23 protein-coding genes are annotated in these 25,898 nt (G+C 48.3%); 1 reads left to right on the top strand and 22 read right to left on the bottom strand.

Annotated features, from left to right (window positions below):
* A complete protein-coding gene (locus tag WC317_03290) occupies positions 1-1,500 on the bottom strand; it encodes a radical SAM protein (GenBank protein MFA5339159.1) in 1,500 nt (499 codons plus the stop codon).
* A gap of 96 nt (positions 1,501-1,596) precedes the next feature.
* Here WC317_03290 and WC317_03285 point away from each other — a divergent pair, with 96 nt between their 5' ends.
* On the top strand, positions 1,597-2,727 hold the full coding sequence (locus WC317_03285) for a glycosyltransferase (GenBank protein MFA5339158.1): 1,131 nt from the start codon (positions 1,597-1,599) through the stop codon (positions 2,725-2,727).
* Here WC317_03285 and WC317_03280 read toward each other — a convergent pair.
* The 21 genes from WC317_03280 to WC317_03180 are packed head-to-tail and all read right to left on the bottom strand — an operon-like array spanning position 2,724 to position 25,898.
* Positions 2,724-3,437 (bottom strand): transglutaminase domain-containing protein, encoded by a 714-nt coding sequence (locus tag WC317_03280; protein ID MFA5339157.1) that lies wholly within the window; start codon positions 3,435-3,437, stop codon positions 2,724-2,726. The two genes, WC317_03285 and WC317_03280, sit on opposite strands and share 4 nt — an antisense overlap.
* On the bottom strand, positions 3,434-5,335 hold the full coding sequence (gene asnB / locus WC317_03275; protein ID MFA5339156.1) for an asparagine synthase (glutamine-hydrolyzing): 1,902 nt from the start codon (positions 5,333-5,335) through the stop codon (positions 3,434-3,436). The genes WC317_03280 and asnB overlap by 4 nt, the downstream gene beginning before the upstream one ends.
* Entirely contained in the window at positions 5,335-6,426 is a 1,092-nt protein-coding gene (locus tag WC317_03270) for a glycosyltransferase family 4 protein (GenBank protein ID MFA5339155.1), read from the bottom strand. Before WC317_03270 ends, asnB begins: the two co-directional genes overlap by 1 nt.
* Before the next feature lies 1 nt (position 6,427).
* Positions 6,428-7,624, bottom strand: a complete 1,197-nt coding sequence (locus WC317_03265; GenBank protein ID MFA5339154.1) for a glycosyltransferase — start codon at positions 7,622-7,624, stop codon at positions 6,428-6,430.
* Entirely contained in the window at positions 7,624-9,042 is a 1,419-nt protein-coding gene (locus tag WC317_03260; protein ID MFA5339153.1) for a glycosyltransferase family 39 protein, read from the bottom strand. Before WC317_03260 ends, WC317_03265 begins: the two co-directional genes overlap by 1 nt.
* Entirely contained in the window at positions 9,039-10,001 is a 963-nt protein-coding gene (locus tag WC317_03255) for a methyltransferase domain-containing protein (protein MFA5339152.1), read from the bottom strand. Before WC317_03255 ends, WC317_03260 begins: the two co-directional genes overlap by 4 nt.
* Complete coding sequence (locus WC317_03250; protein ID MFA5339151.1) at positions 10,002-11,294, bottom strand: glycosyltransferase family 39 protein; 1,293 nt, start codon at positions 11,292-11,294, stop codon at positions 10,002-10,004.
* The gene (locus WC317_03245) at positions 11,291-12,682 is read right to left on the bottom strand and encodes a radical SAM protein (GenBank protein ID MFA5339150.1); all 1,392 of its coding nucleotides are present in this window, start codon (positions 12,680-12,682) and stop codon (positions 11,291-11,293) included. The genes WC317_03250 and WC317_03245 overlap by 4 nt, the downstream gene beginning before the upstream one ends.
* A gap of 4 nt (positions 12,683-12,686) precedes the next feature.
* Positions 12,687-14,144, bottom strand: a complete 1,458-nt coding sequence (locus WC317_03240) for a radical SAM protein (GenBank protein MFA5339149.1) — start codon at positions 14,142-14,144, stop codon at positions 12,687-12,689.
* Complete coding sequence (locus tag WC317_03235) at positions 14,141-14,842, bottom strand: class I SAM-dependent methyltransferase (GenBank protein MFA5339148.1); 702 nt, start codon at positions 14,840-14,842, stop codon at positions 14,141-14,143. The genes WC317_03240 and WC317_03235 overlap by 4 nt, the downstream gene beginning before the upstream one ends.
* On the bottom strand, positions 14,843-15,538 hold the full coding sequence (locus tag WC317_03230; protein ID MFA5339147.1) for a glycosyltransferase family 2 protein: 696 nt from the start codon (positions 15,536-15,538) through the stop codon (positions 14,843-14,845).
* 1 nt (position 15,539) lies between these two features.
* Positions 15,540-16,715 carry a glycosyltransferase family 4 protein gene (locus tag WC317_03225; GenBank protein ID MFA5339146.1) on the bottom strand — a complete coding sequence of 392 codons (1,176 nt, stop codon included), beginning with the start codon at positions 16,713-16,715 and terminating at the stop codon, positions 15,540-15,542.
* A complete protein-coding gene (locus WC317_03220) occupies positions 16,715-17,647 on the bottom strand; it encodes a GDP-mannose 4,6-dehydratase (protein ID MFA5339145.1) in 933 nt (310 codons plus the stop codon). The genes WC317_03225 and WC317_03220 overlap by 1 nt, the downstream gene beginning before the upstream one ends.
* Positions 17,644-18,612, bottom strand: coding sequence for a glycosyltransferase (locus tag WC317_03215; GenBank protein MFA5339144.1), 969 nt, complete (start codon positions 18,610-18,612; stop codon positions 17,644-17,646). The genes WC317_03220 and WC317_03215 overlap by 4 nt, the downstream gene beginning before the upstream one ends.
* Position 18,613: 1 nt before the next feature.
* A complete protein-coding gene (locus tag WC317_03210; GenBank protein MFA5339143.1) occupies positions 18,614-19,516 on the bottom strand; it encodes an NAD(P)-dependent oxidoreductase in 903 nt (300 codons plus the stop codon).
* A gap of 7 nt (positions 19,517-19,523) precedes the next feature.
* A complete protein-coding gene (locus WC317_03205; GenBank protein ID MFA5339142.1) occupies positions 19,524-21,251 on the bottom strand; it encodes a hypothetical protein in 1,728 nt (575 codons plus the stop codon).
* 6 nt (positions 21,252-21,257) lie between these two features.
* Complete coding sequence (locus WC317_03200; protein MFA5339141.1) at positions 21,258-21,899, bottom strand: HAD hydrolase-like protein; 642 nt, start codon at positions 21,897-21,899, stop codon at positions 21,258-21,260.
* The gene (locus tag WC317_03195; GenBank protein MFA5339140.1) at positions 21,892-22,560 is read right to left on the bottom strand and encodes a cyclase family protein; all 669 of its coding nucleotides are present in this window, start codon (positions 22,558-22,560) and stop codon (positions 21,892-21,894) included. Before WC317_03195 ends, WC317_03200 begins: the two co-directional genes overlap by 8 nt.
* On the bottom strand, positions 22,557-23,474 hold the full coding sequence (locus tag WC317_03190) for an NAD(P)-dependent oxidoreductase (protein MFA5339139.1): 918 nt from the start codon (positions 23,472-23,474) through the stop codon (positions 22,557-22,559). The genes WC317_03195 and WC317_03190 overlap by 4 nt, the downstream gene beginning before the upstream one ends.
* Positions 23,471-24,394, bottom strand: a complete 924-nt coding sequence (locus tag WC317_03185) for a phosphoglycerate dehydrogenase (protein ID MFA5339138.1) — start codon at positions 24,392-24,394, stop codon at positions 23,471-23,473. The genes WC317_03190 and WC317_03185 overlap by 4 nt, the downstream gene beginning before the upstream one ends.
* Positions 24,395-24,404: 10 nt before the next feature.
* Complete coding sequence (locus WC317_03180) at positions 24,405-25,898, bottom strand: radical SAM protein (protein ID MFA5339137.1); 1,494 nt, start codon at positions 25,896-25,898, stop codon at positions 24,405-24,407.

The raw sequence follows: 25,898 nt of genomic DNA, 5'->3' as shown, positions 1-25,898 counted from the left end.
TTAGGCGGTAAGGTAGGGATTCAGTAATTTTGTCACAGGACCCAGATCCCTGCTATCATAATACCGGTCTACCATTTCGTTTATATCTTTCTTGTTTACTTTCTCTTCCAGGGCCAGGAAAGAGATATACATTGCCAAACGGTTGATAAAAGAAACGTCGTTGTCCCTCCCGTCGATATTTACTTTATAATATTGCACGCCTTCAGGCGGTTTATAAAAATCATCTGTATCGGCTTCTGTGATGAACCCGCGCTCCAGGGCCATACTGGTTATTTCGGTCTTTGGAAAATATTTTAAAGAAAACAGGTTAAGGTAGAACGGCTGGGGCAGCTCCAGGATAAGTTTGATGCTTTCAAGCGAGTCTTCGAATGTTTCGAACGGGTTATCGAAAATGAAGTCGTATTTCACATTTATGCCGTATTCCTTGAATACTTCCGCCTGTTTCAGGACTTTTTCATTTGGGTAAAACCTTTTGAAGATATCCCTCCTTATCCTCTCGGAGCCCGATTGTACGCCGAGCCATACCCCGTTCAACATGGCTCCCTTCAGCGCTTTTGCCGTCTCCCTTGAGCATGTCCCGGGATAGAAAAAACAGTAAAAAGGCAGGGCGATCTCTTTCGGATACTTGCCGCAAAATTCCTCCAACCATGCCTTGTCCGGGATAAAAACTTCATCCAGGAAATCTATCCTTTCTATTTTCGGGAATCTCGCCCTGATCTCGGACAGTTCCGACAGCACGTGGCTGACGCTCCTGTGCCTGGTCCTAGACCAGTCCCGGTGATAAACCTTGTTTGCCATGTATTCATTGGAGCAATATGTGCATTTATAGGGGCAACCCCTGCTGGCCATGATGCCGTACCGGACATTATTCACAAAAGGCTCTCCCGGGATCAAACTGCCGTCTTCGACGGAATATACGGTCTCATCATCAAAAACCGGCACGGGATTGCTGTTTAGGTCCTTAACCAGAGGCCGCACGCCATTTTTGACCGTAGCCCCGCCTTTATTGACCCATAAATTCTGCAAATGGTCGATCGGCCGGCCGTTGAACAAGTTGTCAACGACCTCGGATATGGCTTCGTCTCCCTCGCCGATACATAACGCATCGCAATATTGTATGGTATGCTCGGGGTTGAGGGATGCCTGCCAGCCCCCTATTATAATGGTAAAATCGCCTAGGCCGCGGATCTTGCTATATATTTTCTTATAAAGCTCGAAGTTCGATGATACCAGGCTGAATGCTATTACATCGGGTTTATAATCTACGACGAAATCCGCAAAGATCTGTAATTCTGCATCTGTCAATTCATTCGGTTCGTGTAAAAACGACTTTTTCAGGTACTCTTGTCCTCTCTGGTTCCTTATGGGGAATTTCTTGATAAAGACCATCCGGGCATCGTAACCTTTATGGTAGACGATCGAATGTAACAGCCTTATATTCAAGGCCTCATCGTTAAACAGCGAGGCGAACAGGACGCGGAATTGTTTTTTATCCTTCATATCCATCTTCGACGTATATGTTCCGTTTTATCGACTTTTGTGATAAAATGTTGCCATTAACAGAATAAATTAACCAGACTTAGACTAGGTGTACCGATGAAGATATTATTTATTGCAGAGCCTTTGACCTCACATACCCAAAAGTGGCTGCGTTTTTTAGGCGAAGCGGGACATCAAATTTATGTGTTATCTTATCATAACAGGTATGCCAATACAATTAAAAATGTCTCTGAAATAGCCCATTTTGAGCCCGTCAATAAGAACCCCTTCGTTTTCTTAAAATACCTCCTCGAACTTAAAAAGATCATAAAAAGAATAAAACCGGATGCGCTGACATGCCACTATGCTCTTGGAACGCCCGGCTTATTAGCGGCGCTTTCCGGTTTCCATCCCCAAATGATAACTATTTTGGGGGGCATAGACATATACGGCCATAGATCTACGAATTGGCTAAGATATTTAATACATAATAAACTAATGGCGAAATTTATCTTCAAAACAAGCGATATGATAATCGTCGGCTGTAAGGATCACAAACAACATTTGCTTGAAAACGGCATACCCGGCAAAAAGATAGTCGTTATCATGGGCGATATCGGCTTAGGCGTTGACTTAAAGATGTTCAATAACAGGTACGATACCGCACAGATAAAAAGAGACTTGGATCTAACGGGTAAATTCGTGGTTTTTTGCCCCAGAAGGCTGGTCACATATACCAATGTAGATCTGCTGGTCAAGTCGGTCCCTTTATTGAAGGACAAAATACCTAACATCGTTTTGATGCTGCATACTTATGTCGCCGATACCAGATATTTAAACTATATCAAAGAGCTCGCCCGTAAGATCGGGATTGAAAATAATGTGATCTTTACGGGAGAAAGGGCCTATGAAGAAATGCCCCTACTTTATTGCGCTTCGGATTGCACCGTATCTATCTCCTCTTTCGACGGCACGCCTTCAAGTATAGCAGAATCGATGGCCTGCAGGGTCCCGGTAATTGCCTACGATATCCCTTCTATACGCGAATGGGTAAAAGACGGCGAAAGCGGGATACTCATCAAAAAATTGGACCCGGAAGAGATATTTAAAGCTATCCTTAAGATCCATTCCGACAAAAAAGGGACGGAAAAGATCGTAGAGAACGCGGCAAGATTTGTAGAAAATGACCTCGACATAGAAAAATGCAAGAAGGCCCTCCTGGACCTATTTCGAAACATAAAAGCCTAGTCCGTGCTGACCGGTTTTTTCATGAAATACATAAATCTCCTAAGCGGAGATTGGATCGCGCCCCTGCTTAGCCTCCATTTCTGAAAGTTTATAGAATTTAAATTTTTGAAAAACTTGTCATAGTTACCGGGGATATCTCTTTTAATGCCGCTGACGGCTTTCCAGTCTCCCCCGGATAAGTCTGAAATGCCGGCTATCTGGCCTTTTTTGTTCACGAAATAAACGCCGTTATAGACGTCAAAAACGGCCCACGTACCCCTTAAGTTCACGAACGACAAAGGTTTCCTCCCCTCCCCCGTTTCTGAATATACGTCATAAAAGAAGGAATTGATGTTTGCGTAGTTACAAAGGGTGGTAAAAACATCCTGGAACTGGTCGTCAACCGCGTATCCCCTTATAATGATATGCCAGACATGATCGTCTATTATGGGTAATTCCTTCGGATTGTCCCTTATGTTTGCGCGTGTCCATTCAAATATCTTCATCGCCTTATCTTCGTCGCTTTTGGCGCCCGAGACTATCTTCTTCGCCAGGACCCCATAATTATAATGCCTGTCATAGAAATCCAGTAATTTTAGGTATAAAGGCAGCTTAACGGTGCGGACTTTATAATTTACTCCCTGTAAGGTCGTGACCTCCAGGTTAAGGAGGAGCGCTGTTACGGCCAAAACGGCTGCGCAGCCCAGCAGCCAGTATCTGCATTTTTTCATATCGCGGAATCCATGAATTTTTTGTGCCACAATTCGAGCATCAAGATCGCCCATAACTGGAAAGCGTAATCTTTTTTCCCGGAGATATGGTCTTCGACCATCCTCTTTACCGCACCGGGTTTAAAATACCCCCTTTTAAGAGAGGCCGCGGAAAGCACTGTGTCGCATAAGAAACCTTTGAGTTCCCCTCTGAACCATTGCCCGACCGGCATGCCGAACCCCATCTTTCTCCTGCGGATATTTTCTTCCGGAAGCAGCCCTTTGACGGCCTTTCGCAGGATGTATTTCTTTGCGGCCCCCCTGATCTTAAGATCGGAAGGCAGCTTTGCGGCGAACTCGATGAGTTTATGGTCGAGGAACGGAGACCTTGCTTCGAGGGAGTTAGCCATACTGGCTATATCAACCTTGACCAGCAGGTCATCGGGCAGGTACGTCGAGGTATCGGCCAAAAGAAGGCGGTCCAGCAGATCCGGTTTGCCGGGGCAGTTTAAGTACGGTTCCAGGATAGCTAAAGGACCGGCTGAACGGGTCTCTTTTAAAAACTCGTCCGAATACAACTCATCCGGGCGGACCTCCCCCAGGATACCTGCCCACCTCAGGTACCTCTCTCCCGCCGGCAGCCCCGCGCTGCCTAAAAATCTCTTTAACCGCCTGAGCGTATCTTTTTGGTTTACAGAATCGGGCAGGATGCCCGCTAACCCGCTTATCATGTTTCTTAAATAAATGGGTAATTTTTGCAGGTTTTCCGAGATCAGCATTGCCTGGTATCTCTCATACCCTCCGAATGCCTCGTCGCCGCCGTCGCCGTTCAGGGCTACCGTCACGAACCGCCTTGTCTCCCGGCAGACGTAATAAGTAGGTATACAGGAGGAGTCGGCATAAGGTTCCCCGTACCTTTCTACCAACAAAGGAAGGATCTCAAGTGCGTTAGGTTTCACGATAAACTCGTGATGTTCCGTCGCGAATTTTCCCGCGACCATCCTTGCGTATTTAAGCTCGTTGTAATCGGATTCCTCAAAACCTATTGAAAAAGTCTTTACTTTAGCGCCGGATACCTGGCTCATCAGGCCTACTACCGCGCTTGAGTCGATTCCTCCGCTTAAGAAGGCCCCCAAGGGCACATCGCTGTATAACCTGATTTTTACCGCTTCTTTGAGCAATCTTAAGACTTCCTCCGAGGCCTCTTCTTCCGAAATATTTATTTTGCCGGAATAATCAACCTGCCAGTACCGTTCCAGGCGGATATTTCCGTCTTTCAATGTCAAGGTATGCGCCGCCGGAAGCTTAAAGATGCCGTTATAGATCGTGAACGGGGCCGGCACATAACCGAAATTCATATAATAATTAACCGCCTTGAGATTTATACTTTTATTGATTAAACCGCTTGCCAAAATTGATGAAAATTCAGACCCAAAACAAAAAATATTCCCTGATCGACAATAAAGAAGCGGCTTTTTCCCTATCCTGTCTCTCCCCAAAAAAAGGGTTTTCTTTTTTTCATCCCATACCGCAAAAGCAAACATGCCGCGGAGATGCCTTACGCACTCCTCTCCGTAAGTCTCGTAAAGATGTACCATGACCTCGGTGTCTGAATCAGACTTGAATATATGCCCTCTCATTTTCAGTTCATCTTTTAGATCTTTGTAATTATATATCTCTCCGTTAAAGACCAGCTGGACCGACCCGTCCTCATTGCTCATCGGCTGGTGGCCTGCCTGGGACAGATCAATGATGCTTAGTCTCCTATGGCCCAGGGCTACGGAAGGCATCCCGCTGTTCAGATAAATACCCCCGTCATCCGGGCCCCTGTGCCTCAATTCCCTGCACATATCATTTATCGTCTTTTCTCCGGTAATACCGCCCCCTCTATGATCGACGATCCCGCAAATACCGCACATTATATTTGGCCCTGCCTGTTTTTATTATAAGCTTCTTTTAAAACAGCTATAAATTTAGGCGCATTTACCTTAACCGAATATCTTTCTTCCACCGTCTTTTTCGCTTCAATCCCCGTTCTCTTCCTAAGCCCGGAGTCTTCGATCAATAGAGTGAGTTTTTTTAGCCATTGATCTTCGTCATAAGCCAAGAAACCGTTAACCCCGTCCGCTATTATCTCCTTGTTCATGCCCACCGGAGAGCATACCGAAGGTATTGCCATGCTCATATACAGGATAGCCTTAAACCCGCATTTCCCTCTTGTCCATTCGTTATCCGGCATGGGCATTATCCCTATATCAAACGTCCTCAATTGGCTTAATTCTTCTTCAAGCGACCATGGCACGCAGATCACGCCCGGAATTTTACCGTTATCGAGATCCCCGCCGACTATCTTAAATTCGACATTGGGAAACCGCTCCGATAACTTCGCAAATACGCCGGCCATCGGTCTTAAGAAATCCATCGTTGTGACGCTGCCTATCCAGCCAACGACCACTTTTTCCCGGATGTCCCTGGCGGCCGGATAATACTTATCCAGATCGACGGGAGTGGGTATCACGGAAACATACCGGTTATGGCGCAGCGCAAATTCGGCCAGATAGTCATTTCCGGCTATCACGTAGTCGCTAAGTTCCACTATCTTGGCTATTTTCTGCGGTTTTTTGTACTTTTCTACAAAATTATTCTGCGGGCTGGTAAAAGGCAGGAATATTGCGTCATCAAAATCGAATATTACCGGTTTTCTGACAAAACTCACAACCGATTCGAAGAAACAGCTGCCGAGCGGAAAAGCCTCTCTGTGTATAAAAACGACGTCGTACCGGGGCAGCCGGAATATGTCCAGAAAGCGGTAGGCTGTCCCCGTTAAAAAGAAAAATATTTTCGTTAAATAGTTCCCCTTTTCATATAAAACCTTGAATGCGGCGCTGTTCCAAAAGGGATGGATGTCGGCGGATATGCCTTCCTTTTTTAAATAAGGGAGGTACTGCTCTATCCTATACCTGTTGCTTGCTCCCTCGTGCGGATATGGGACCCAAAATAATATCCTCATTTCACAATAACCTTCGATAAATCATGCTGTACTTATCAACTGCATATTCGAGTGAAAAATATTTTTCCGCCGCAAACCTGCATCTTTTACTGAGGTCTTCCCCTTCCGATAATAATTCCGATGCTTTTTCGACGGCCTTTTCGACCCCTCCGGGGCTTGAAACATCCGCGATCACGCCTACTTTTTCTTTGTTTATGAACTCCTCCGTATCGCCGATTCCGGAATTAATGACTACGGGCAAGCCGCAAGACAAGCTTTCGGCAAACTTTATGGGGGAACAACCCCGAGAGGAAAGCCGGCGTTTATAGAACATTATGGACAGGTCCGAGCCTGATAAGGCAGACGGGATATCCCTGTAATCTAAATTGGTTACCGCAAAATCATTCCTGTCTATACCGTGTCCAAACATGACGCCTTCGACATCTTTGACCGCCGAGTTCGTGACCAGCCAGAAATAGGCCTTATGATTCTTGTTTTTTAAGGCCTTAAAAAATAGGGCCATCCCGTCCAGATCATAAAAGGTCCCCGTGCTGCCTAAATATATCAAAATGAACCTGTCTTTTGCCTTATCGGGTATGATATCCCCCCGCGGTTTCGGCGCAAAGAGCCCGGTATCTACACAGCACGGGATTACCGAAATTGCGGCCCCGGGGAAATCCTTCCTCAGGTATTTTTCTGCGGCCACGGTCAAGACAACGATCTCGTCGCTTCTGTTTATGAGCATCCTTTCGATCTTCTTGAATAAAGCGTAGATCGGGCTGTCTTCCCTCCAGGCCTTCGCGTCGACTTTCTCGTCCGGCCAAAAGCCCCGCATGTCGAATATAAGTTTTTTACCGCTGACCCATTTCAGTGAAACCCCCAACAGGGCCGGAATGTATCCCCTGGCGTGTATGAGCCCAAGATCGTCCCTGCGGGGACCCGACAATGCCGAATAAAAACCCGTTATAATATCAAAAATAGTCGCGGGGACCGGCGGGGATTTGTGGTATTTTAACGCTTTCCAAAAAACGTTATTTCTTTCCAGGTCCGCCCTTGTCCTGTCAGCGTCTTTTCCTGTTCTTGTCCTGTTTTCCTTCTCAAAACTGATGACGGAAACAAGAAATCCCTTTTTCGACAATCCCGACAGGTACGGCAAGACCTGGGATTTCGCGACCGGGTCCAATAATCCGTCATAAGTTATATACAGGATGTTCTTCATTAGCAGCGATTGACCGCCTGCTGTCTTGTAAGGGCATAAGCCGCGAACATGAAAGCGACAGGCATAAACATATCCTTATGCCGGAAAGCAGTCCCTATATTGCTTTCGAAAAGAGCGGCAGGCAGGATAAGTATCAAGAGTAAAGCCGTGACGGCAAGCGAGGCATATTTATCTTTCTTTAAGAAAAGCAGCCATCCCCTTACGGCGAACGGGGCCATTAAATACCAATAAATGACCTGCGGATAAAAAGGCAGGAAGCTCAAGGTCCAGTTCCCGAACGGGAACGGCGCAAAGAAAAAATATAAGATCGCTTTTAGGATAGTCGCCAGGTATCCGAAAGAAAAGACGTCTCCGGGCGTCAGCTTACCCTGCTGGTAAACCAGATCTGAATATATCCTGTAATTTGTCTGAGAAGGATGGAATGCCCCCTCAGAAACGACCTGGGCAAGGTTAACACGGGCTATGAAATTAGCGGTATTTACGATCTTTGAGGTTATCACGGTCCTATCCGCAAATACAAACACTAAGATAAAATATACGGCGAAGATCAAAGATACCCTTAGAATAGTGTTTTTCCCTACCTTAAGCGCTTTTAGAAGGCTGAATACAGAAACCACGCCCAATCCTGCCAATAATGATATTGATAACTTAGTCCTGAAGAGGTTCGATAAATATATAAAAAACAGGGCCCAGAATATATATTTAAACTTCTTTTCCGCGATCAGTTTGACAAGGAATAATAAATAAGCCAAAAGCAAAAAATTACTGACGCTGTCGCGTAAACCCGTGACAGACCAGTAGAAAATAGACGGGAAGAACGCAAAAATGACGGCGGCGATACGCGAGGGCTTCTCCTCTCCAAAGAGCCGGCGGGAGATCAAATACACGAGAATAATGCTTAAGCAGCAAATAAGGCTGTTGGTCATTTTAGCCGCGACCGGCGCATAGCCGAGCCACGCATACAAAACCCCCAACCCAAAAACATTGCTGTCGAATTGGTATCCGCCGAGGTCAGGCAGCCTGTTGTCATGGAAGTATCGCGTCTTATCAAGCATCCTGTCCAAGAACGGGTCCCTGGCCCTGGCAAGACTTTCTTCCGCGGGATTATCCTTCAGCAAATGAGCGATATAAAAAGCGTTAACGTTGTAGACTGCGGCGTCAGGCTGGGTATCTCCTCCCCAGAAAGGAGGCTCGAGGCCTACATTATAATTGACCAGGCACATTACCGCCCTGAGGATAAAACTTATGATGAAAAGTTTTATCAGGAAACCTGAAGATTCCTTTCTAACAAACAGTTTTATTACGAGCAGTGACGCCAAAAAAAGGGATAGAACGAATAAACCGGCGGTATAAAACGTCAAAATAAAGCCGAGGGCGATCCCCAGTAAAATATATGCAAATATCGCTATTTTATTCAAGATCCTTTGCCCTTTGCCTTATAGAGCGAGACTATTTCGGTATCCGTCACGGTCTTATCGCTTTTTCTCCCGAGGAAATAGAACCCTCCGGCCGCGTCGGCGGAAGAGGCCTTTTTTACAAGACAAAAATCGAAATATTTGATCCAAAAGAACGCGAAAATAGAGAACGCGCTTAATATCTTTTTGATTAAACGGGAGTCGGTAAAACTCACAAAAAAATACCTGAGGCTCCACGCCAGGGCGCTGGCAGGCCCTCCGGCTACGCCCCTTTCTATCTCCTCGAAATTCCTAAAAAGCCTCCTGTGCCCCAAATCGGTGAACCTTGTAAAATCATATCTCCCCATATGGACTTGCTGCATAAAAGGGACTTCGCTATACACAAGCCCTTTCGGTCTCAAGACGCGGTATATCTCGCTTACGCATTTGTACGGGTCCGTGACATGCTCGAGCACTGCCTGCGCGATCACTCCGTCGAGGGAAGAATCGACGAACGGCAGGTTGTGCGCGTCGCAAATTATTTGCGTCCGCGGGCCGAAAGAAACGTCGCTCTCGATGAGCACTATTTTGTCATTTTTGGTAATTTCCGCCAGGCCCGAGCCCAAAACTCCTCCCCCGATGACCAATATCGCGGGCCTCGCCGCGGAATCACATGCCTCTTTGATGAATTTTTTGAAATTTCTTTTGCTGTAAATATTAAGGGTAAGCTCCGGGGTGACCCTGCTCCATATCTTCCTCAGTAACCCTTTATTAAAGCCGCTTAACTCGATGGTAGTCGAAGACCTGCCCAGGAAATCCTTTATCCTGAATAAGCTTTTGTCCTCATTTATCAGTACAGGGATGCCGTCGACCACAGGGTATTTCCTGCGGCACTTATTACAAGTAAAGTCCCCTTCGCCGAATGACAGGTCCCCCAAACAGCCCGGACAAGCCAATTTATCCTTCAACTCTTCATTTAACATCTACCAGAGCCCTATCTTTTGGAATATGGACCTGAAGAACACTTTTGTTTCATATGAGGCCGCATAAAAACATACGTTCAACATAAAGTAACCGCTTATTAATAGGCCGGGAAGAATCTTATTCCTGGACCTGCGGATAAAATGGAAAATTCCCGCGGCGCCGATCATGATAATATACGGCTCGATAGGCAGGCGGAACCTCGGCGAACCGTAGAACACCAAAGAAACGCAAAAAGAATAGATAATAGGCAGATAGACCGGGGCCAGCTCCCAGGACCTTTTGGAATTAACGAATATGCCTAAGATGAAAAACGGCATAATGAACGCATACATGTAATTATACACGCCGTTACCCAGGATCTCCCAATCGAAGACGCTCCAGAAGTAAACGGTTTTTAGTACCTCCAGTTTTAGAACGCGGAGAGGGTTGTTTTTTATATATTTTAGCGCCTCTTTTGCCAGGAAATCGCTTTGCGCGGCCTCAGATCCTAATGACCTGGACTTTTCCACGACTTCATCACTGGCGATAAAGCCGTATAATTTCCCCTCTTTGGGCACATATGAGCTATAAAGCCCTATTCCCATCGTGGTGGAAATGGGGATAAAACGATGGGCCACTTTCCAGTTCCTGACGGTCCAGGGAGCTATCGGCAGTATAAAAAAAGCAAGCAGGATGGCCGCGCTTATAATATACTTTTTGACGCTGCGGGCCTGGGAGAGAAAGATCTTTCCCGCCAACAGAAGGATAAAAACGGGAAGCAGGACTATAACAGAGCGCGTGAGCGAAGCTATCCCCAGCGCGGCCCCGCAAAAGGCCAAATTCCCATAACCGCCGCCCTGGATATACCTTAGAAGGAAGAATATGATAGAGATAAGCAAAAAAGTATAAAGGAGCTCTGTTATCATAAGTTCCGTAGTTCTAATAAATGCCGGATAAAAACAGCCTATCAACGCGCCCAAAACGGCTGTTTTGGCGTCGAATAATCGCCTTGCTATCATAAAAATTATTACGCATGTCAGCGCGCCTATGATCGCCTGGATAACTTTAACGGCCGCGTAGTTATTGCCGAATATATGATATACCGCCGCCAGAAAAAAAGGATAAAACGGCTCTTTGAAAGTGGTAGGCTTCCCGCCCACGCTGAATCCCTTGCCCTCGAGAATGTTCCCGGCGAGTCCGTTGTAATAAATGGAGTCGGGTGTAAAGACCTGCCTGTCAGAAAGGGCTACATAAAGCCGCGGCAACAGGGCAATGGCAAAGATCGCCAAGGCGATCGATATCACTTTTTTCATGTCATGATGACCCAATGGAAGAACCTCTTCAGGAGGAACTTGAAATGCCGCGGAGACTTGATCGCCAATATGTTCTTTATCATTATTCCCGGCCGCATATAAAATCTTAAGAAAGCTTCGCGCTGCAAAGATTTGACCTGTTTTTGGCTCAAGCCGTCTCCCGCGTACGGGGCGCTCATAAAATAAAACCTGTCCCAGTCAACGCCGCCCAATTTCCCCCCTGAAGCCAATTTCTTATAACTGGCCGTGCCGGGAAAAGGCAGGTATGTAAAATAATTCGCCCTGATCAAACCCAGATCAAGCGAAAAACGTATCGTTTTCCTGATATCCTCTTCTTTCTCACCCGGGAAGCCCACGATAAAAAATCCCGCCACATCTATCTTAAACCGGCGGATCATATCTATCCCCTTCCGTATCTTATCGGTGGTGGTCCCTTTCTTCATTAAGGCAAGTACCCTGTCTGAGCCTGATTCTATCCCTAATGAAATAAGGTAAAGGCCGCTTTTTTTCATCAGCACAAGCATTTCTTCGTCCAGACAGTCTATGCGGACCCCGTTTGGAGTTGCCCAGCTTATATCCAAGTGCAGATCGGCGAGTTTCCGCAGTAATTCCTTTGCGTAGGCCCTGTCAAAAGTAAAGTTATCATCTATAATATGGAATTCCCGTATGCCATGCTTATCATACAGATACTTGATCTGCCCGAGAATGAAATCCACGCTATGTTTCCGTATCTTTTTCCCCCCTATTATGTTCCCCGCGCAAAACGTGCAGGAAAAAGGGCAACCGCGGGTGACCATTATAGGCGCTATGGGGAACTTCCGGAAAACGGCGCCGTGCTGGCATTCGGGATATTCCTCGGGCCGGATAAGGTCCCATGCCGGCATGCCCAAGCTGTCCAGGTCTTCAACGAATATCTGGGGATTTATGCGAACACGGCCGTCCTCTCTCCATCCTAACCCGGGGATATCCGAAAGGTCCCGGGGTCCTTTTCTTTCCAGCCTTTCCAGCAACATAGGAAGGCCTTTTTCGGCTTCCCCTACGAAGATAAAATCCAAAGAAGCGCCGAAATACTTAAAGCTCTCTTCGGGGGCGGCAGAAGGATGCGGCCCGCCCAGGACAGTTATCAAGCCTGGCTTCAGGTTTTTGCATCCTTCCAGGGCCTCCTTGACGAATTTCAGATCGAACGTATAGCATTGGAAACCGACGACGTCGGGCTTTACCTCTTTGACCATATGGATCAAGGCATCCGCCTTCATGCCCTTTTTAATGCAATCGAGTATCGTCACATTATGCCCGGCCCTCCTGCACGACTCGGCTAAATAGCCCAGGCCCAGGGAAGGCTGGATATGATCGCTAAGGTTATAGGGCTTTACCAGTAAAACATTCATCTGTTCATACCCACAGGTAATTCCAATGGGATTTCACGAACATGACCAAAGATTCCTTAATGCGTATATAGGCGTTCCTGGGAACGGAAAGGAACGGTATGGAAATGATCCTGGTGAAGCCGTTGATCGGGATCCTCTTGATCGCTGGGTGCAAAAACGCCGGCATTCTCGTCAGGAAAGGGATCAACACTTGCAGCCTCAAGGCCTCTTTCTCGTCTATATCCCTGATAAGAGACCCCTGTTTATACCCTCCCTCGCCGTTACAGATCTTTTCATATTCGCCTTCTTTTATGAACCCGCGTTCAGCGCAGAAATCCGCCAGCTCTGTTTTCGGAAAGGGGTAAAAAATCGACACGATGGTCCCGTCGGGTTTTATCTTCCTATTTAACTCATAAGTCTCCCACATCTGTTCGGTCGTCTCGGTCGGGAAACCGACTATGTTCAATGTGCAGAACTTGATCCCTACCTCCTTCAGGACCCTGGCCGTATTAATGATATCGTCGTTGCTCATGTTCCTTTTCAGCAATTTATACCTTACATCCTCGCTCCCGGACTCCAAGCCGATATCCACATAAATACACCCCGCTTCTTTCAAGAGTATCATAATGTCTTTTTTTACATTTTTGGGATGCACCAGGACCTTGAAAGGCAAGCCTATCTCCTTCTTATACCTGGCGGCAAAGTCCTTGATCCATTCGTCATTTATTGTGAAGACATCGTCATAGAAGAAGACCTCCTTGATGCGGTACCTGGACTTAAAATATTTAAGCTCTTCTATCACCCTTCCGACGCTCCTGCGGCGGGTATAAGAATGGCCCGGCTGGTTCAACAATTTCCTGTAGTAAGAATTGAAACAATATGTGCATTGGTACGGGCATCCCCTGCCGGTCATGACGTAAAGCCTGTCCGAAAAACATCCGTACCGCCTGAACATATCCTTGTCCGGGAAAGGCAGGGAGTCCAGGTCTTGCATCAGGGGCCTCGGCGGGTTCCGGACGATCTCCCCGTCCTTCTTGAACCAGATATTTTTTATCGAATAGTCTATCTTACCGTTTTGCATGCTATTCGCCAATTCTACCAGGGCCTCTTCGCCTTCACCGACGCATATCATGTCTATATCGGGGTTTTTTATGACGAACTCAGGCAGAATGGTGGGATGAAGGCCTCCCGCAATGATAGGCACAGCCATTTCTTTCTTCAGCAGGGAAGCCATCTTGGAGACCCAGGGGTATAAATTGGTCAAACAAGAGAACGCTATGAGGTCGGGTTTATAGGCCTTCGCCTTTTTTATCATTTTACCGGAAACGTCGAAATACCTTTCAATGATATTAAACTTGTACTCCACGTCGCCGGAACCGGGGTCGAAGAGCAGTTCGGTGTCGTGCCCCGCCCTCTTCAGGGCGCTCGAAAGATATTCGATCCCCATCCATTCCGCGTTCCTGTGGAAAAATAAGACCTTCATTCCCTCTTCCTGCATACCAATATGATGGATAAGCCTATAGGAGGCCCTATCAGGTTCTCGAAAAAATCCAGCAACGGAGTCAAGAAATTAAACATCCTCAACAGCCTGGTGGAGATCTTTTCTTTTTTCAAGACCTTCCCGTTGAAGAACCACCCGATCAGCCCGAAAAAATTAAAATACATCTTCTTATCGACGGTAAAACCGCATTTTTCTATCTTTTCCGATACCTCTGGCAGGCTGTACCTCCTGTAGTGGCCTGCCGCCCTGTCAAGGCTGCAGTATAAAGATTGGAAGGCGGGTACCAGCAAGATAAGGGTGCCGCCTTCGCTTAATACGGAATTGAAATTCCTCAAAACCGCCTCGTCATCCTTTATGTGTTCGAGGGTATTGACGCAAACGACCGTATCCAGGTTATTTTCCGAAAGCTTTGTTATCGACGGGTCGGTTAAGTCGTATCTTAGGAATTTTACGTTCGGATTATCCGAAAACCTGCTCCTGCATTCATCCAGCATGTCGGAGTCATTGTCTACTGCCAGCACCAGCTGTTTGCCCGACAGGTAAGAAGTCAGGTTCCCGGTCCCGCATCCCGCCTCCAGGATCCTCTCTCCGAGGTATGGCTCGATCTTTTTGTAAAACCAGGACTTCAAACGCTCGAGCCTTGACATGAAAGTAAGCGTATCAAAAACGACTTTGGGCATCTATTTCCCCACCCTGTATTTTACGAGCACATATAATGCCTTTAAGCCGTCCCGCCATGAGATCTTTTTGCCTTCCTGATAATCTCTCGGAACATAGGAAATGGGGACCTCGTATATTTTTACCCCTTTTCTCAGCAATTTTGCGGTTATTTCAGGCTCTATTTCGAATCCCCTGGCAGTTAAGTCTATTCCGTTCAATATCTCTTTTTTTATGACCTTATAACAAGTCTCCATATCTGTAAGTCTTGCCCCGTAAAGAAGCATCACCATAAAATTAAGAAATTTATTTCCTATAAAATGCGTCAGATAAAAGACCTTTTTGCAATGGAAAAGGTCTTTTCTATTCAGGAACCTCGAACCATATACAACATCCGCTTTGCCTTCTTTGATGGGTTTCACGAGCCTAGGATAATCCCCCGGATCATATTCTAAGTCCGCATCCTGGAAAATTATTATGTCGCCGGACGCATTTTTGAGGCCTGTACGGATAGCCGCTCCCTTTCCGCGGTTTTTATCATGAGAATATATCTTCACCCCTTTAAGGGACAGGCTTTCCAGTATCTTCATGGTATCGTCCTTAGAAAAATCGTCGACTATGATTATCTCGTCGACGACATCGCTATCCGTGACTTTTTTCAAGATCTCTTTTATTGTCTTTGCTTCGTTATAAACAGGTATAATGACGGATACCTTCATTTTAATTCGTGCCTCCGCGGTATATCGATTCTATTTCCGGGATAAGCTTCCCGGAGGAATATCTCTCCGTGAACCGGTTGATCGCTGCCTCAGCGAATCTCTTCCTCATTTGCGTATCCCCGGCAAGCTTAAGTATGGCATCAGCCAATGCCTCAGGGTCTTTAGGAGCGACCAAAAAACCCGTTTTGCCTTCAACTACCAGTTCGCTTACTCCCCCCACATTGGCGGCGACTACAGGTTTGCCGTAAGCCATGCCTTCCAGCAGGACCAACGGCGCTCCCTCTGTCAGGGAAGAAAGCACAAGTATATCGATGCGGCACATAATATCGGAGATATCCTTAAACGCGCCGGTAAGCTCTGTATTTGCGGCCAGGCCGTTTTTTTCGATGAGGACGCTTAGCTCGTTCTTCAGATAGCCCTGCCCCGCGATAATGAATTTGATATTACTGCGTTGTTTATTTATCAACTCGGCGGCCTTTAAAAAAAATACGTGCCCCTTTTCCGGGGTAAGCCTTCCGACTATGCCTACGGTTACATCCCTCTTCCCCTCAACGGGCTTTATCTCATTCTTTCCGGGAGAAGGGAGCATGGTCGGTACGACGTATACTTTTCCCGTAACCGCGGCGCCGAGGGCTACCATATGCCGTTTCATGGATTCCGAGAGGGCTATTATAGCATCACATCGCCTCCAAAAAAACCTCATAACCGACAATTGGGAAGGCGAAAGCCAATCCCCGATAAGGGACGTTTCGGTATAGACTATCCTTTTTACGCCGGCCATCCTGCCGGCAAGGACAGCCATCTTGGTCTGGTTCTGGTATAGATGGACGACATCCGGCCTTTTTTTCGCAAAGGCGGCAAATAATTTTAAAGCCGCGAGGCATTCGTTGGCAAGCCGCCTTAACCTGTCGACGGTATCGCCGCTTTTCCTGAAAACGCCGGTGTCTTCCGCGGGCGCGCCGACTTTTTTCCCAGGACCGGCCCCGGTGACGGCCCGGTTATATAGCCTGTGGACCTTTATGCCTTTTCCGGCCAACCTGTACGCTATCGGGCCGTCGTCGAAGAAACAGTAGACTCTTACCGAGTGCCCGCTGCCGGCCAACCCTGACGCCAGAAATTCAACTTGTCTCTCCCCGCCGCCGTAATTCAGCGTGGGAGTCACGATAGCGATATCCATCACGGCGTATTAAGGTACATATCCATAAGGGATGCGCCTATCGGGATCTCCGGTTTCCATCCCGTCAATGCCTTGATCTTGGTAATATCCGCTGTCTGCGCCGGTATGTCTTTCTTCATGACCTTGTCTTTCCGCTGCTCGACCGAAAATTTCCTTCCGCAAAGGCCGGAAAGAATCTTCACGATCTCCCGCACCGAATGCGGTTTCCCGCTGCCTACGTTAAATATCTCCCCCGCGACCGGTTTCTTGCATGCCATAAGCATCCAATAAGCCCTGACCGCGTCCCTTACGTCTATAAAATCCCTGCTGGTATGAAGGTTCCCTATCAGCAATCTGCCTTTCCTGCGCCCTTTCGGGCCCATATCCTTGATCTGGTTGACGATCGAACCGCAAACCAGCTGTGATGTCTGGCCCGGGCCTATCAGGTTAAAAGGCCGCGCGATGACTATGTCCAAGCCGTATCCTTGATGGTATTGCAGCGCCAAAAGCGTCTGAGCCGCCTTACTGAGGCCGTAAGGCGTTATAGGCGCTAAAGGGCCTGTCTCTTTCAGCGGTATATTCCGGCTGCTTATCCCATATTCGCCGGAGGTGCCGATAACCAATATTCGTGGAGATAACCCCTTCTCGATCACTGCGTCAAAGATGTTCTTCGTCGCAAGTACGTTATATTTCAGCAGGTCTTCATGATCCTTGCTGAAAAGCAATGCCGATAGGTGCAAAATATAATCGGGCCGTGTATCGCCTATGATCTTCGAGATGCTCCCCTTGTCCAAGAGGTCCGATCTTATGAATTTAAAATTCTCCGGGCTGCCCGGGAAACACTTTTTATCTACCCCGAAGATCTTCACCGTCCCCGGCCTCATCTTGCCGGCGAGATCGACAAAATACCTTCCCGTAAAACCGCTGACTCCCGTGACTAAGACTTTTTTCATGTATTTACCTTCCTTCGGGTGTGCCTGATGCGCAGCCGGAACCTTGATGCCAGTTTAATGAATATTCCCCTGAGGTGCGCATAAGCGGGGGACATGAAAACATACAAAATGAAGGACGGAAATCCCGACACCTTCAATGCGGACTTAAAATTTTCCCGCGCTTTTCCCGGGTCATTCCTGCGGAAATGCCTTCTTCCTAAAATAACATGGAACCTCGACAGCTCCCCTCTTCCCCTCCTGTCGATGAGGCCGTTGAGATCCGGGTAATCCGCGATAACACCCTTAAGGGTATTGACGATATTGGTAAAAGTCCTTACGTCGTCCTTTCGGAATGTGGCGGCGTGGTCCCTGTATCTCACTAAAGGCCTGTCGATAAAATCGACCTCGTAAAAAGCCGCGATCCTCAGCCATCTGTCGTAGTCCTCTATCGGGACAAGCGCCGGGTTGAACAGGCCGACTTTGCTAAAACACTCTTTTCGCGCCATCACCGAAGATGTGGGAATGAAATTTTGCGCAAACAGGTATTTGAAGACTTTTCCCCTGTGCGGGGGCCTGAATTGAAAAGTCCGCAAGTTCTCGGGGCCGTAAATGTCAAAGGAACTGTCTTTTAACATGTATTCGTCGGCATACACAAGGCCCAACGACCCCTTCTTCTCAAAAAGATCGATTTGCATCCGCAGCTTATCGGGCAGCCACGCGTCATCCTGGTCCAAAAATGCCACATACTCCCCCTTCGCGGCTAAAACTCCCGTGTTCCTGGCATTTGCCGGGCCCCCGTTCTTTTGGTATATATAGGTGATCCTTGAACGGAATTCGGAAAGGGCATTTTCCGTGGAATCCGTCGAGCCGTCATTCACGACGATCAATTCGTAATCTTTATAAGACTGCCCCAGCACGCTATTGACGGCGGCAGCTATGAACCTTTCGCAGTTATATGCGGGTATAACTACGCTTACCTTTGGCATATCATCCTTGGGCTGATTTCTTCATTAATTCCAGCCCTTCTTTTACGGTCAAAAGCCTTATGTCCAGTTCTCTTTCGATCTTGGCGGTGTTATAGCTCGTGTTGCTCGGACGAGGCGCCAAGTCTTTGAATGCGGCGCTTGAAACGGGGCTGATGAGGGCACGGCTTAACCCAAAGATATCCGCCACAAGGAGGGCAAATTCATACCGGTTCAAGACATCCTTCCCGGCTATATGATAGGGCCCTTCCTTTCCCGATCTTATAAGGGCCCATATTATCTCGGCGCAACTGGTATTTAACAACGGATTTTCGAAGACATCGTTCACCATCTTCACTCCTTCGCCGCGGCCAAGCTTCTGGATCAACCAGGTAACGGGATTCGACCGCTCATTTTTGTTATTCCAGCCATACATCAATATCGGCCTCACGATCAGGAATTTCAAGCCGCTTTCCCTGACGATCTTTTCCCCTTCCAGTTTCATTTCACCGTATTTGTTGATGGGTGAGGGCTTATCGTCCTCCGAATAAGGGGCGGACTTGCCGTCAAACACCGCGTTCGTTGATACGAAGACCATCTCTGCGCCGTATTCCGCGCATAACTCCGCCATGGCCCGGGTGCCGAATACGTTCGACTTCCGCGCCTCCGGATAATTCCGCTCGCAGTAATCTACGCTGGCGATGCCTGCCGTGTGTATGACAACCTGCGGCCTTACCTTATCGAAGACCGCGCGCATTGCGTCTTTATCGCATATATCGGCCTTATGGTAAGTGACACGTTCCCCCTCCCGCATATCATAGCCGCCGATATAGACGGCGTCGATATCTGCGATCCTGTTGGTTTCAATTAGCGCTTTTCCCAGCAATCCCGTGCCGCCGGTGATCAATATCCTGTTTTTTTCCATCATCCTTCCCTTATCCTGTACCATGCGTAACGTGCTTTAAGAAGACTGAATAATCCGGCGGGGAGAAAAATTCCTTAATATTAAATTCGGGGTACTCCTTAGTCCCTAGCGCGGCAACCAGCTTCTCCTTGAAATCTTCTGCAAAAGAAACCTCTAAATACTCCCTTATAAAATACTCGAGCCCTAAAGAAATGCCCTCGGGGATGTAATACAGCGTTTTAACGCCCAAGGAGAGGGCTTCAAACACTACCGTTGACGCGGAGGTGACCAGCAAAAAACAATCCTCCAGCAGTTCTTTCATGTCTTTCCCGGTAAATTCGCAATTATTATATCCGGAGAACTCTTTGGCGAGTAAAGCTGAGCCCCACGAATACGGATGGGGCTTGATAAGGAACTTATATCCGCTGAATTCACCGCTAGCCAGGCACGCGAGGACCTGCCTTTGTAAAGATACTGTTACCTCGGGGAAAATAGGCAAGGCAACGACAATATTATTCGTCTTCATCCCGTTACGGCCCTTGCCGCGAAGAAAGAGGTGCTGAAGCCGGGTAGCACCGGCCTCCTCTACCCGGCAGGCCTTATAGCGATCTTTTAAAAAATCGAGCCACTTCTTCCCGGCAGCCAGGATCACCTCCGGCAGGGGCGCATCCTTCTCGAAAACCGAAACGTGGTAATCCAGCCAATTAACCGGGATCGTCATATGCTGGTAGGCGATCTTCTTTACCTTCTCACCGAAAGCAAGGTTGAGCATCTTCTCCCACGGCTGGTTCTCGAACGGATATATCATAGAAGTCCCCGGAGCCAGCTTTTTTGCAAGGTTCCTGTAACAGTAATAATAGAAAAGGTACGCCTGGAAGCCGTTCGTCTCGTTCTCGTTATTTTCCTCGTTCTTTAAAAGCAGGTCCAGCAATCCCCTGTCTTTTATCCCGTTATCGTCGGGAAGCCCGCAATTAATGTACATTCTGGTAATAAATACGCGTAAAAAGTCTGCCAATCTTAAATATGGCAGGAGAAGCCCGATATTCTTAAAATTCTTTTTCAATTTAATTGCGTGTTTACACTCAACAAAAAGCGGTGTTACCCTGAAGACGCCAAGGCCGTTCTTGCTTAAAAAACCTTCCAGCCCCCCGAAGTATGGGTCATTGTACTCCGGAAGCCGCGAGAAGACCCTGTCGTCGATAAAGCTGTGCAGCAAGGTATCGCCGGCTTTAGGCCCGGCGGAAGACAAGAACAGCCTGGAAAATAGCCAATGGAAAAATATGTCAAAGAACGCCCATCCACCCTTGACCTTTTTCAGGGCCGTCTTTATATGACCCAGGGGTATCGATCCGCGGACCTCGATATTCGGCAAGCGAAGCCGTCTAAGGTTCGCCAAAAGCCGGATGTCGTCCGCCAAAAATATATGGCTGTCTTTGGAGGCGGCATAGGACTCTATAAGCTTGATATAGACATATTGGTGGAACATGGCCATCTGGGAAGTCGACTTAGATGCCACCCTGCTCGAATACCACAGCACCCTGTCCTTTTGGAGCGTCGAGACCTTGCCTATATAGTCGATGTAATTATCCCTGACCAGTGAGACAATCCGTTCTATCCCCTTGCCCACAAATATCCTCTTCTCCCTGCCGAGGACGGCCTCGGCCGGGCAAGATCCTTCATCGGCGCCCAGGTAAGACCAGGGCAAGCCTTTTAATTTTTCTATATTACGTTTATCTTCCGGAAAGACAATGTATACCATTAAGTATTATAAGGATCCCAGGATAGAGGACAATCCGGACAAGTCGTTTATCTTCAGGCAATCTATCGCCGCGAAAATACCGGCGTTGCCGTTTATCCGCGCGATGAACCTGACCCCGTTATCTTTTGCCGCCGAATAATCGCTCATCGCGTCGCCGACGTATACCGCCTCGCCGGGTGATAACCGGTTCCCGCTTAAGATCTCTTTTACGATGGTCGATTTCAATTTGGGCGCGCCGTAAATACCCGCGAAATACCGGGCCATCTTTCTCTTCTGCGCTATCTCTTCGATCTCCTCCTGCGGGGTAGCGGACGCGATAAAGCATTTGTATACGGCGCTGTAAGCTTCGAGGAATTCCCTGCCGCCTTTGACATAAGGGGCGTTTACGACTTCTTCAAGGACCAGGCCGGAGAAACGTTCGCAGAGTTCATTGAATTTACGTTCCGCGAGCTCCTTCTTAAGCAGCGTCTTGTAAAAATACTTTATCTTATCGAACCTTGATACGCCGGTATGCCTGACATGATAATCGACGACCTGCTTCACGATCTCAGGGCCTTCATTCTCAAACAGCTTGGCGAACGCGTTCGTCTTTATATCGACCGATTCGACGAGCACGCCGTCAAAATCGAATACAACGGCCTTAATCATCGAAACCTCCGATAACCGTGCATGGCGCGCTGTCTGCTCCCTCAACCCTAAGCGGCGAGACCGTCACTTCGAACAGGCCCTTGAGGTTGCACGACAGGTCCATATCTTCTATTATAAGGACGGGGTTGTTCTCGCCCTCCGGGTCCAGGAATGCCTTGTGGGCCTGCCTGCCGATAGGACGGGCGCAGAACGGGGAAACGGATATCCAGTCGATCCCCACGGCCCTTATGTTAGGCAGCTTCTTCCTTATATACATCCCCACGTCAGGATGTATCCCAGGGTTCTCCTTGCAGTACAATTCCTTGTCCCTGTGCCTTTTCCAGCCGGACTTCAAAAGCAGGATGTCCTTCGATCCGTCTATGCTCTCCAGCCACTTGCCGGAATTCAGTATCTCCGAAGGAGCCAGCGTGACGTCGATGACTTGCGGAGCCCTGAACAGCCAAAATTCGGGCGGATAATCCGCGGCCTTCCTCCCGTTCTCAAAAAAATGGTTGGGCGCATCTACGTGGGTCCCCCAATGGCTTCCCATCGAAAACCGGTAGATGTTAGCCGAACCTTCCCCGGAGACGGAACCTGTCTTGGCCATATCGAGAGAATGTCCGCCGCCGCCGTACGCGGGCAATTTCTCCGTTAAGAGATGGGATAAAAACCTGTATATCACTTTCCGGCCTTCTTTTTAGCTGCTTTCACGGCATGGTCCGCGCGCGGGCTGAACTGCTTGTGCATTTCATAAATGCTGTCCAGGATTCCCTGGCTCAGGTCAAGATAAGTCTTACTCGCCAGCCTCTTGCCTATCCTGGGCTTAAACGAATAAGGCGTTATCTCGTAGTGGCCGTTCTCCCTCGGGGACAGGAATTCGATATCTATCTTGTTATCGAACATCTCGCGTATCATGACGAGGAGGTCCTTTATCCGCAACTGCTGGTTCCCGGTGAGGATCACGTGCTGGTTGGCGAACTCCTTCGCGAGTATTTCGACGCTTCCTTTGGAGGCGTCGAATACGTGGATATACTCCCTCAATTCTTCCCCGTCGCCGTACCGCCTTATCTTGCCTTCGGTCAGGGCCTCTCTTATTATCCTGTGGATGAAATTGCCTTTATCCGACCGCGGGCCGTAAAGGGACCCGTAACGCAGGATCGTATAGGGAAGGCCGTACACTTCGTGGTAGTCCTCGATCAAGAACTCGCATGCCTGTTTAGCGCTCCTGTAAAACGAACCGGCCTTGCTGTAGACGTAGAGGGAGCTGGCGAATACGAACCTTTTGATGCCGGCTTTCCTTGCAGATTCCAGCAGCACGGAATTGCCGAGTATATTGGACTTCACGGTATCTATAGGACGCTTGCTCGCTTCCTCTATGTCCGCGATTCCGGCGAAATTATAGACGACCTCGCACCCTTTCATGCTCTTTGACACCAATCCCTCGTCGAGCACGTCTCCCACGATCATCTTTTGACCGTTCTTGAGATATTGCGAGCGGACAAGGTCATAAACTATGACATTGTGCCCGGCATCGGTCAGGGCGTCCGCCACATGACTGCCGAGGAATCCCGAACCGCCAAAGACTATGACTTTCATTTAATGTCCTCCAGTCCTTTTAACAGATTCTTCACCGCTTCCACTTCCATCTGTATCCTTGCCTCCCTGGCATAAGAACCGATGTGCGGCGTAAGTATGACATTTTCCATCTCTTTTAAAGGCCCCTGGTAGGGCTCCTGCTCAAAGACATCCATTGCCGCCCCTGACAGGCTGCCGTCTTTCAAGGCGCGGCATAAGGCCGTTTCGTCGACCATTCCTCCGCGCGACACATTAACGACCCACGCGAGTTTCTTTATCTTCTTAAGCTCGTTCTCCCCCAGCAGGTATCCTTCTTTTGTCTTGGAGATGTGTATCAGAACTATATCGGACGTACTTAATAATTCGTCGAGCCCGGTCTTTTTGGCGCCTGCGGCCGGCTGCCCGGCGGCATCCTTTATGTCATAATATGTCAATTCGCATTTAAACGGGCCCAATAACTCCGCCACTTTTCTTCCTATTCGGCCAAAACCGATTATCCCGACCCGTTTCCCGCTCAGGAGGTTTCCCATCCTTTTTTTCCATTTCCCGCCGCGGATCTCCCTGTCCATCTGGGACGTCCTTCTCAAAAGGTTTAACAATAACCCCACGGTAAGCTCAGCCACGGCGAGCGTCGGGGCATCGGGCGTATTAAAGACGCGTATGCCTAACTCTGCGGCTGCCTTCAGGTCCACATTATCCATCCCCGCTCCGCAGCGCGATATGACTTTAAGGCCGGGGAGGCGGGCCATGTTATCCCTGTCGAGCGGCTCGGTCCCGGCGACGATGCCTACCGCCCCCGAAGCGAGCTTCACTATCTCGTCTTTTGCCAGGCTCCTGCCGTTCGTGTTCATGCCGGCCTCATAACCTGCCTCTTTGAGCAGGTCAAGCGGCGCGCGGTCAAATTCCCCAAAACTCGCTGTCGAAATAAATATCTTTTTCATGGGCTCCTCGTTAAAAATACTTCTTTTGGTATTCTTCGCTCAATCTCTTGAATATCCCTTCGCTTCCCGGTTCAAGATTCTCCACTTTCTCGATATCAGGCCACATCGCTTCCGGGAACTTCACATAGAGACAAAATGTCTTGAGGAGCTGGTTGAGGTGCTCCTTCGTAATATTCTTGTTCCTTATTACGCTATTCTGCAGGAGCGAGGCGTTCGTGACGGAGCGGTCGATAAGGCCGTCCTTTGCGCAAAGATCGTATAATCTCGTCCCGGTATAGGGATAGAATATGAAAACGCTCACCGTATCCGACCTTACCTTCCTGTTCAATCTTATGGTGTCAAAGATGAGTTCGCGCGTCTCGTAGGGGAACCCTATGATATTGTTGACGCTCAGCGGGACGCCTACTTTATTGATGGTCTCGGTGGCCCTGATAAATTGTTCATTGGTAAAGTTCTTCCTTATTATCTTTTTCCTGAATCCCTCGTTGCCGTGTTCGAGCCCGACGGTGATACGGTCGCAGCCGCAATCCTTAAGCAGCCGCACCTTATCTTCGCTTATCGTCTCCACCCGCGACTGGCACCAGAAAGGAAGGCCGACCTCGTCCCTTATCCTCGACATCAACTTCACTAATACATCATCGCGGAGCGTCAGGAAAGTGTCGCTGTTAAAATAAAGGTACTCGAGGCTGTATTTTCCCGCCATCTCCTTCATCTCTTCGATTATCTTCCCGGGGTCCTTCTTCCTGAAATAGCAGCCGCCGTTCTGTTCCCGGTACCAGTTCCGGTAAGCCGGTGAGGCGCAAAAACTGCAGTCATAAGGGCAGCCCCTGTCAAAGTCTACCGGCAGCATCCTGTACATCTTTCCCTGCATGGGGCTGTACAGCCTTTTCGGGTCGAAAAGCGAATAGTCCGGGGTCGGCAGCCTGTCCAGGTCGACCAGCGGCCTGACCTTGTTCTTGACGACCTCGCTGCCGCGCCTAAAGCATAAGTTTTGGACGTCATAGTAATCCAGCCCGTTCTGCATCCTCTCGCACAATTCCACCAAGGCGCCTTCGCCTTCGCCGAGGCAGATAGAATCTATCTCCTTATTCTCAAACGCCTTCTCCTTAAGGTAAGAGATATAAATGCCCCCGAAGATGGTCGGCGGCCTGTCTTTGCCCAGTGATCCTATCAGCCTTAAAGCGAGCGGCATCGTGTCTTCAACGACCGTAACGCCTATCAGGTCGGGCTTGAATTCAGCGACCTTCTTTTTGAAATCTTCGGTAACATCCGTTGTTTTGATAGATATCCCGTAATCTTTCGCATCGTAAGTCCTTACCTGCAAATACGACTTCCGGATCTCGTCCGGGTTTTCCATGTCGGTGATGTAATATGTGGTATCGAACAGGGCGACTTCAAAACCCTTCTCCTTAAGGCAGGCCGTAAGCAACCCTATGGACGGGGGAAGCAGGTTCTTCATCATCATGTTCGGATATAACAACAGCACTTTAATATTCTTAATCAT

This window comes from Candidatus Omnitrophota bacterium (assembly GCA_041653595.1).
In the GTDB taxonomy this organism is placed as follows: domain Bacteria; phylum Omnitrophota; class Gorgyraeia; order Pluralincolimonadales; family Pluralincolimonadaceae; genus Pluralincolimonas.
This window is presented reverse-complemented; position numbering and strand designations above follow the sequence as displayed.

Excerpts from the sequence above, each read along its gene's own strand:
- WC317_03290 (MFA5339159.1), bottom strand. The coding sequence starts at position 1,500 with ATGAAGGATAAAAAACAATTCCGCGTCCTGTTCGCCTCGCTGTTTAAC.
- WC317_03285 (MFA5339158.1), top strand. The coding sequence starts at position 1,597 with ATGAAGATATTATTTATTGCAGAGCCTTTGACCTCACATACCCAAAAG.
- WC317_03280 (MFA5339157.1), bottom strand. The coding sequence starts at position 3,437 with ATGAAAAAATGCAGATACTGGCTGCTGGGCTGCGCAGCCGTTTTGGCC.
- asnB (MFA5339156.1), bottom strand. The coding sequence starts at position 5,335 with ATGTGCGGTATTTGCGGGATCGTCGATCATAGAGGGGGCGGTATTACC.
- WC317_03270 (MFA5339155.1), bottom strand. The coding sequence starts at position 6,426 with ATGAGGATATTATTTTGGGTCCCATATCCGCACGAGGGAGCAAGCAAC.
- WC317_03265 (MFA5339154.1), bottom strand. The coding sequence starts at position 7,624 with ATGAAGAACATCCTGTATATAACTTATGACGGATTATTGGACCCGGTC.
- WC317_03255 (MFA5339152.1), bottom strand. The coding sequence starts at position 10,001 with ATGTTAAATGAAGAGTTGAAGGATAAATTGGCTTGTCCGGGCTGTTTG.
- WC317_03250 (MFA5339151.1), bottom strand. The coding sequence starts at position 11,294 with ATGAAAAAAGTGATATCGATCGCCTTGGCGATCTTTGCCATTGCCCTG.
- WC317_03245 (MFA5339150.1), bottom strand. The coding sequence starts at position 12,682 with ATGAATGTTTTACTGGTAAAGCCCTATAACCTTAGCGATCATATCCAG.
- WC317_03240 (MFA5339149.1), bottom strand. The coding sequence starts at position 14,144 with ATGAAGGTCTTATTTTTCCACAGGAACGCGGAATGGATGGGGATCGAA.
- WC317_03235 (MFA5339148.1), bottom strand. The coding sequence starts at position 14,842 with ATGCCCAAAGTCGTTTTTGATACGCTTACTTTCATGTCAAGGCTCGAG.
- WC317_03230 (MFA5339147.1), bottom strand. The coding sequence starts at position 15,538 with ATGAAGGTATCCGTCATTATACCTGTTTATAACGAAGCAAAGACAATA.
- WC317_03225 (MFA5339146.1), bottom strand. The coding sequence starts at position 16,715 with ATGGATATCGCTATCGTGACTCCCACGCTGAATTACGGCGGCGGGGAG.
- WC317_03220 (MFA5339145.1), bottom strand. The coding sequence starts at position 17,647 with ATGAAAAAAGTCTTAGTCACGGGAGTCAGCGGTTTTACGGGAAGGTAT.
- WC317_03215 (MFA5339144.1), bottom strand. The coding sequence starts at position 18,612 with ATGCCAAAGGTAAGCGTAGTTATACCCGCATATAACTGCGAAAGGTTC.
- WC317_03210 (MFA5339143.1), bottom strand. The coding sequence starts at position 19,516 with ATGATGGAAAAAAACAGGATATTGATCACCGGCGGCACGGGATTGCTG.
- WC317_03205 (MFA5339142.1), bottom strand. The coding sequence starts at position 21,251 with ATGGTATACATTGTCTTTCCGGAAGATAAACGTAATATAGAAAAATTA.
- WC317_03200 (MFA5339141.1), bottom strand. The coding sequence starts at position 21,899 with ATGATTAAGGCCGTTGTATTCGATTTTGACGGCGTGCTCGTCGAATCG.
- WC317_03190 (MFA5339139.1), bottom strand. The coding sequence starts at position 23,474 with ATGAAAGTCATAGTCTTTGGCGGTTCGGGATTCCTCGGCAGTCATGTG.
- WC317_03185 (MFA5339138.1), bottom strand. The coding sequence starts at position 24,394 with ATGAAAAAGATATTTATTTCGACAGCGAGTTTTGGGGAATTTGACCGC.
- WC317_03180 (MFA5339137.1), bottom strand. The coding sequence starts at position 25,898 with ATGATTAAGAATATTAAAGTGCTGTTGTTATATCCGAACATGATGATG.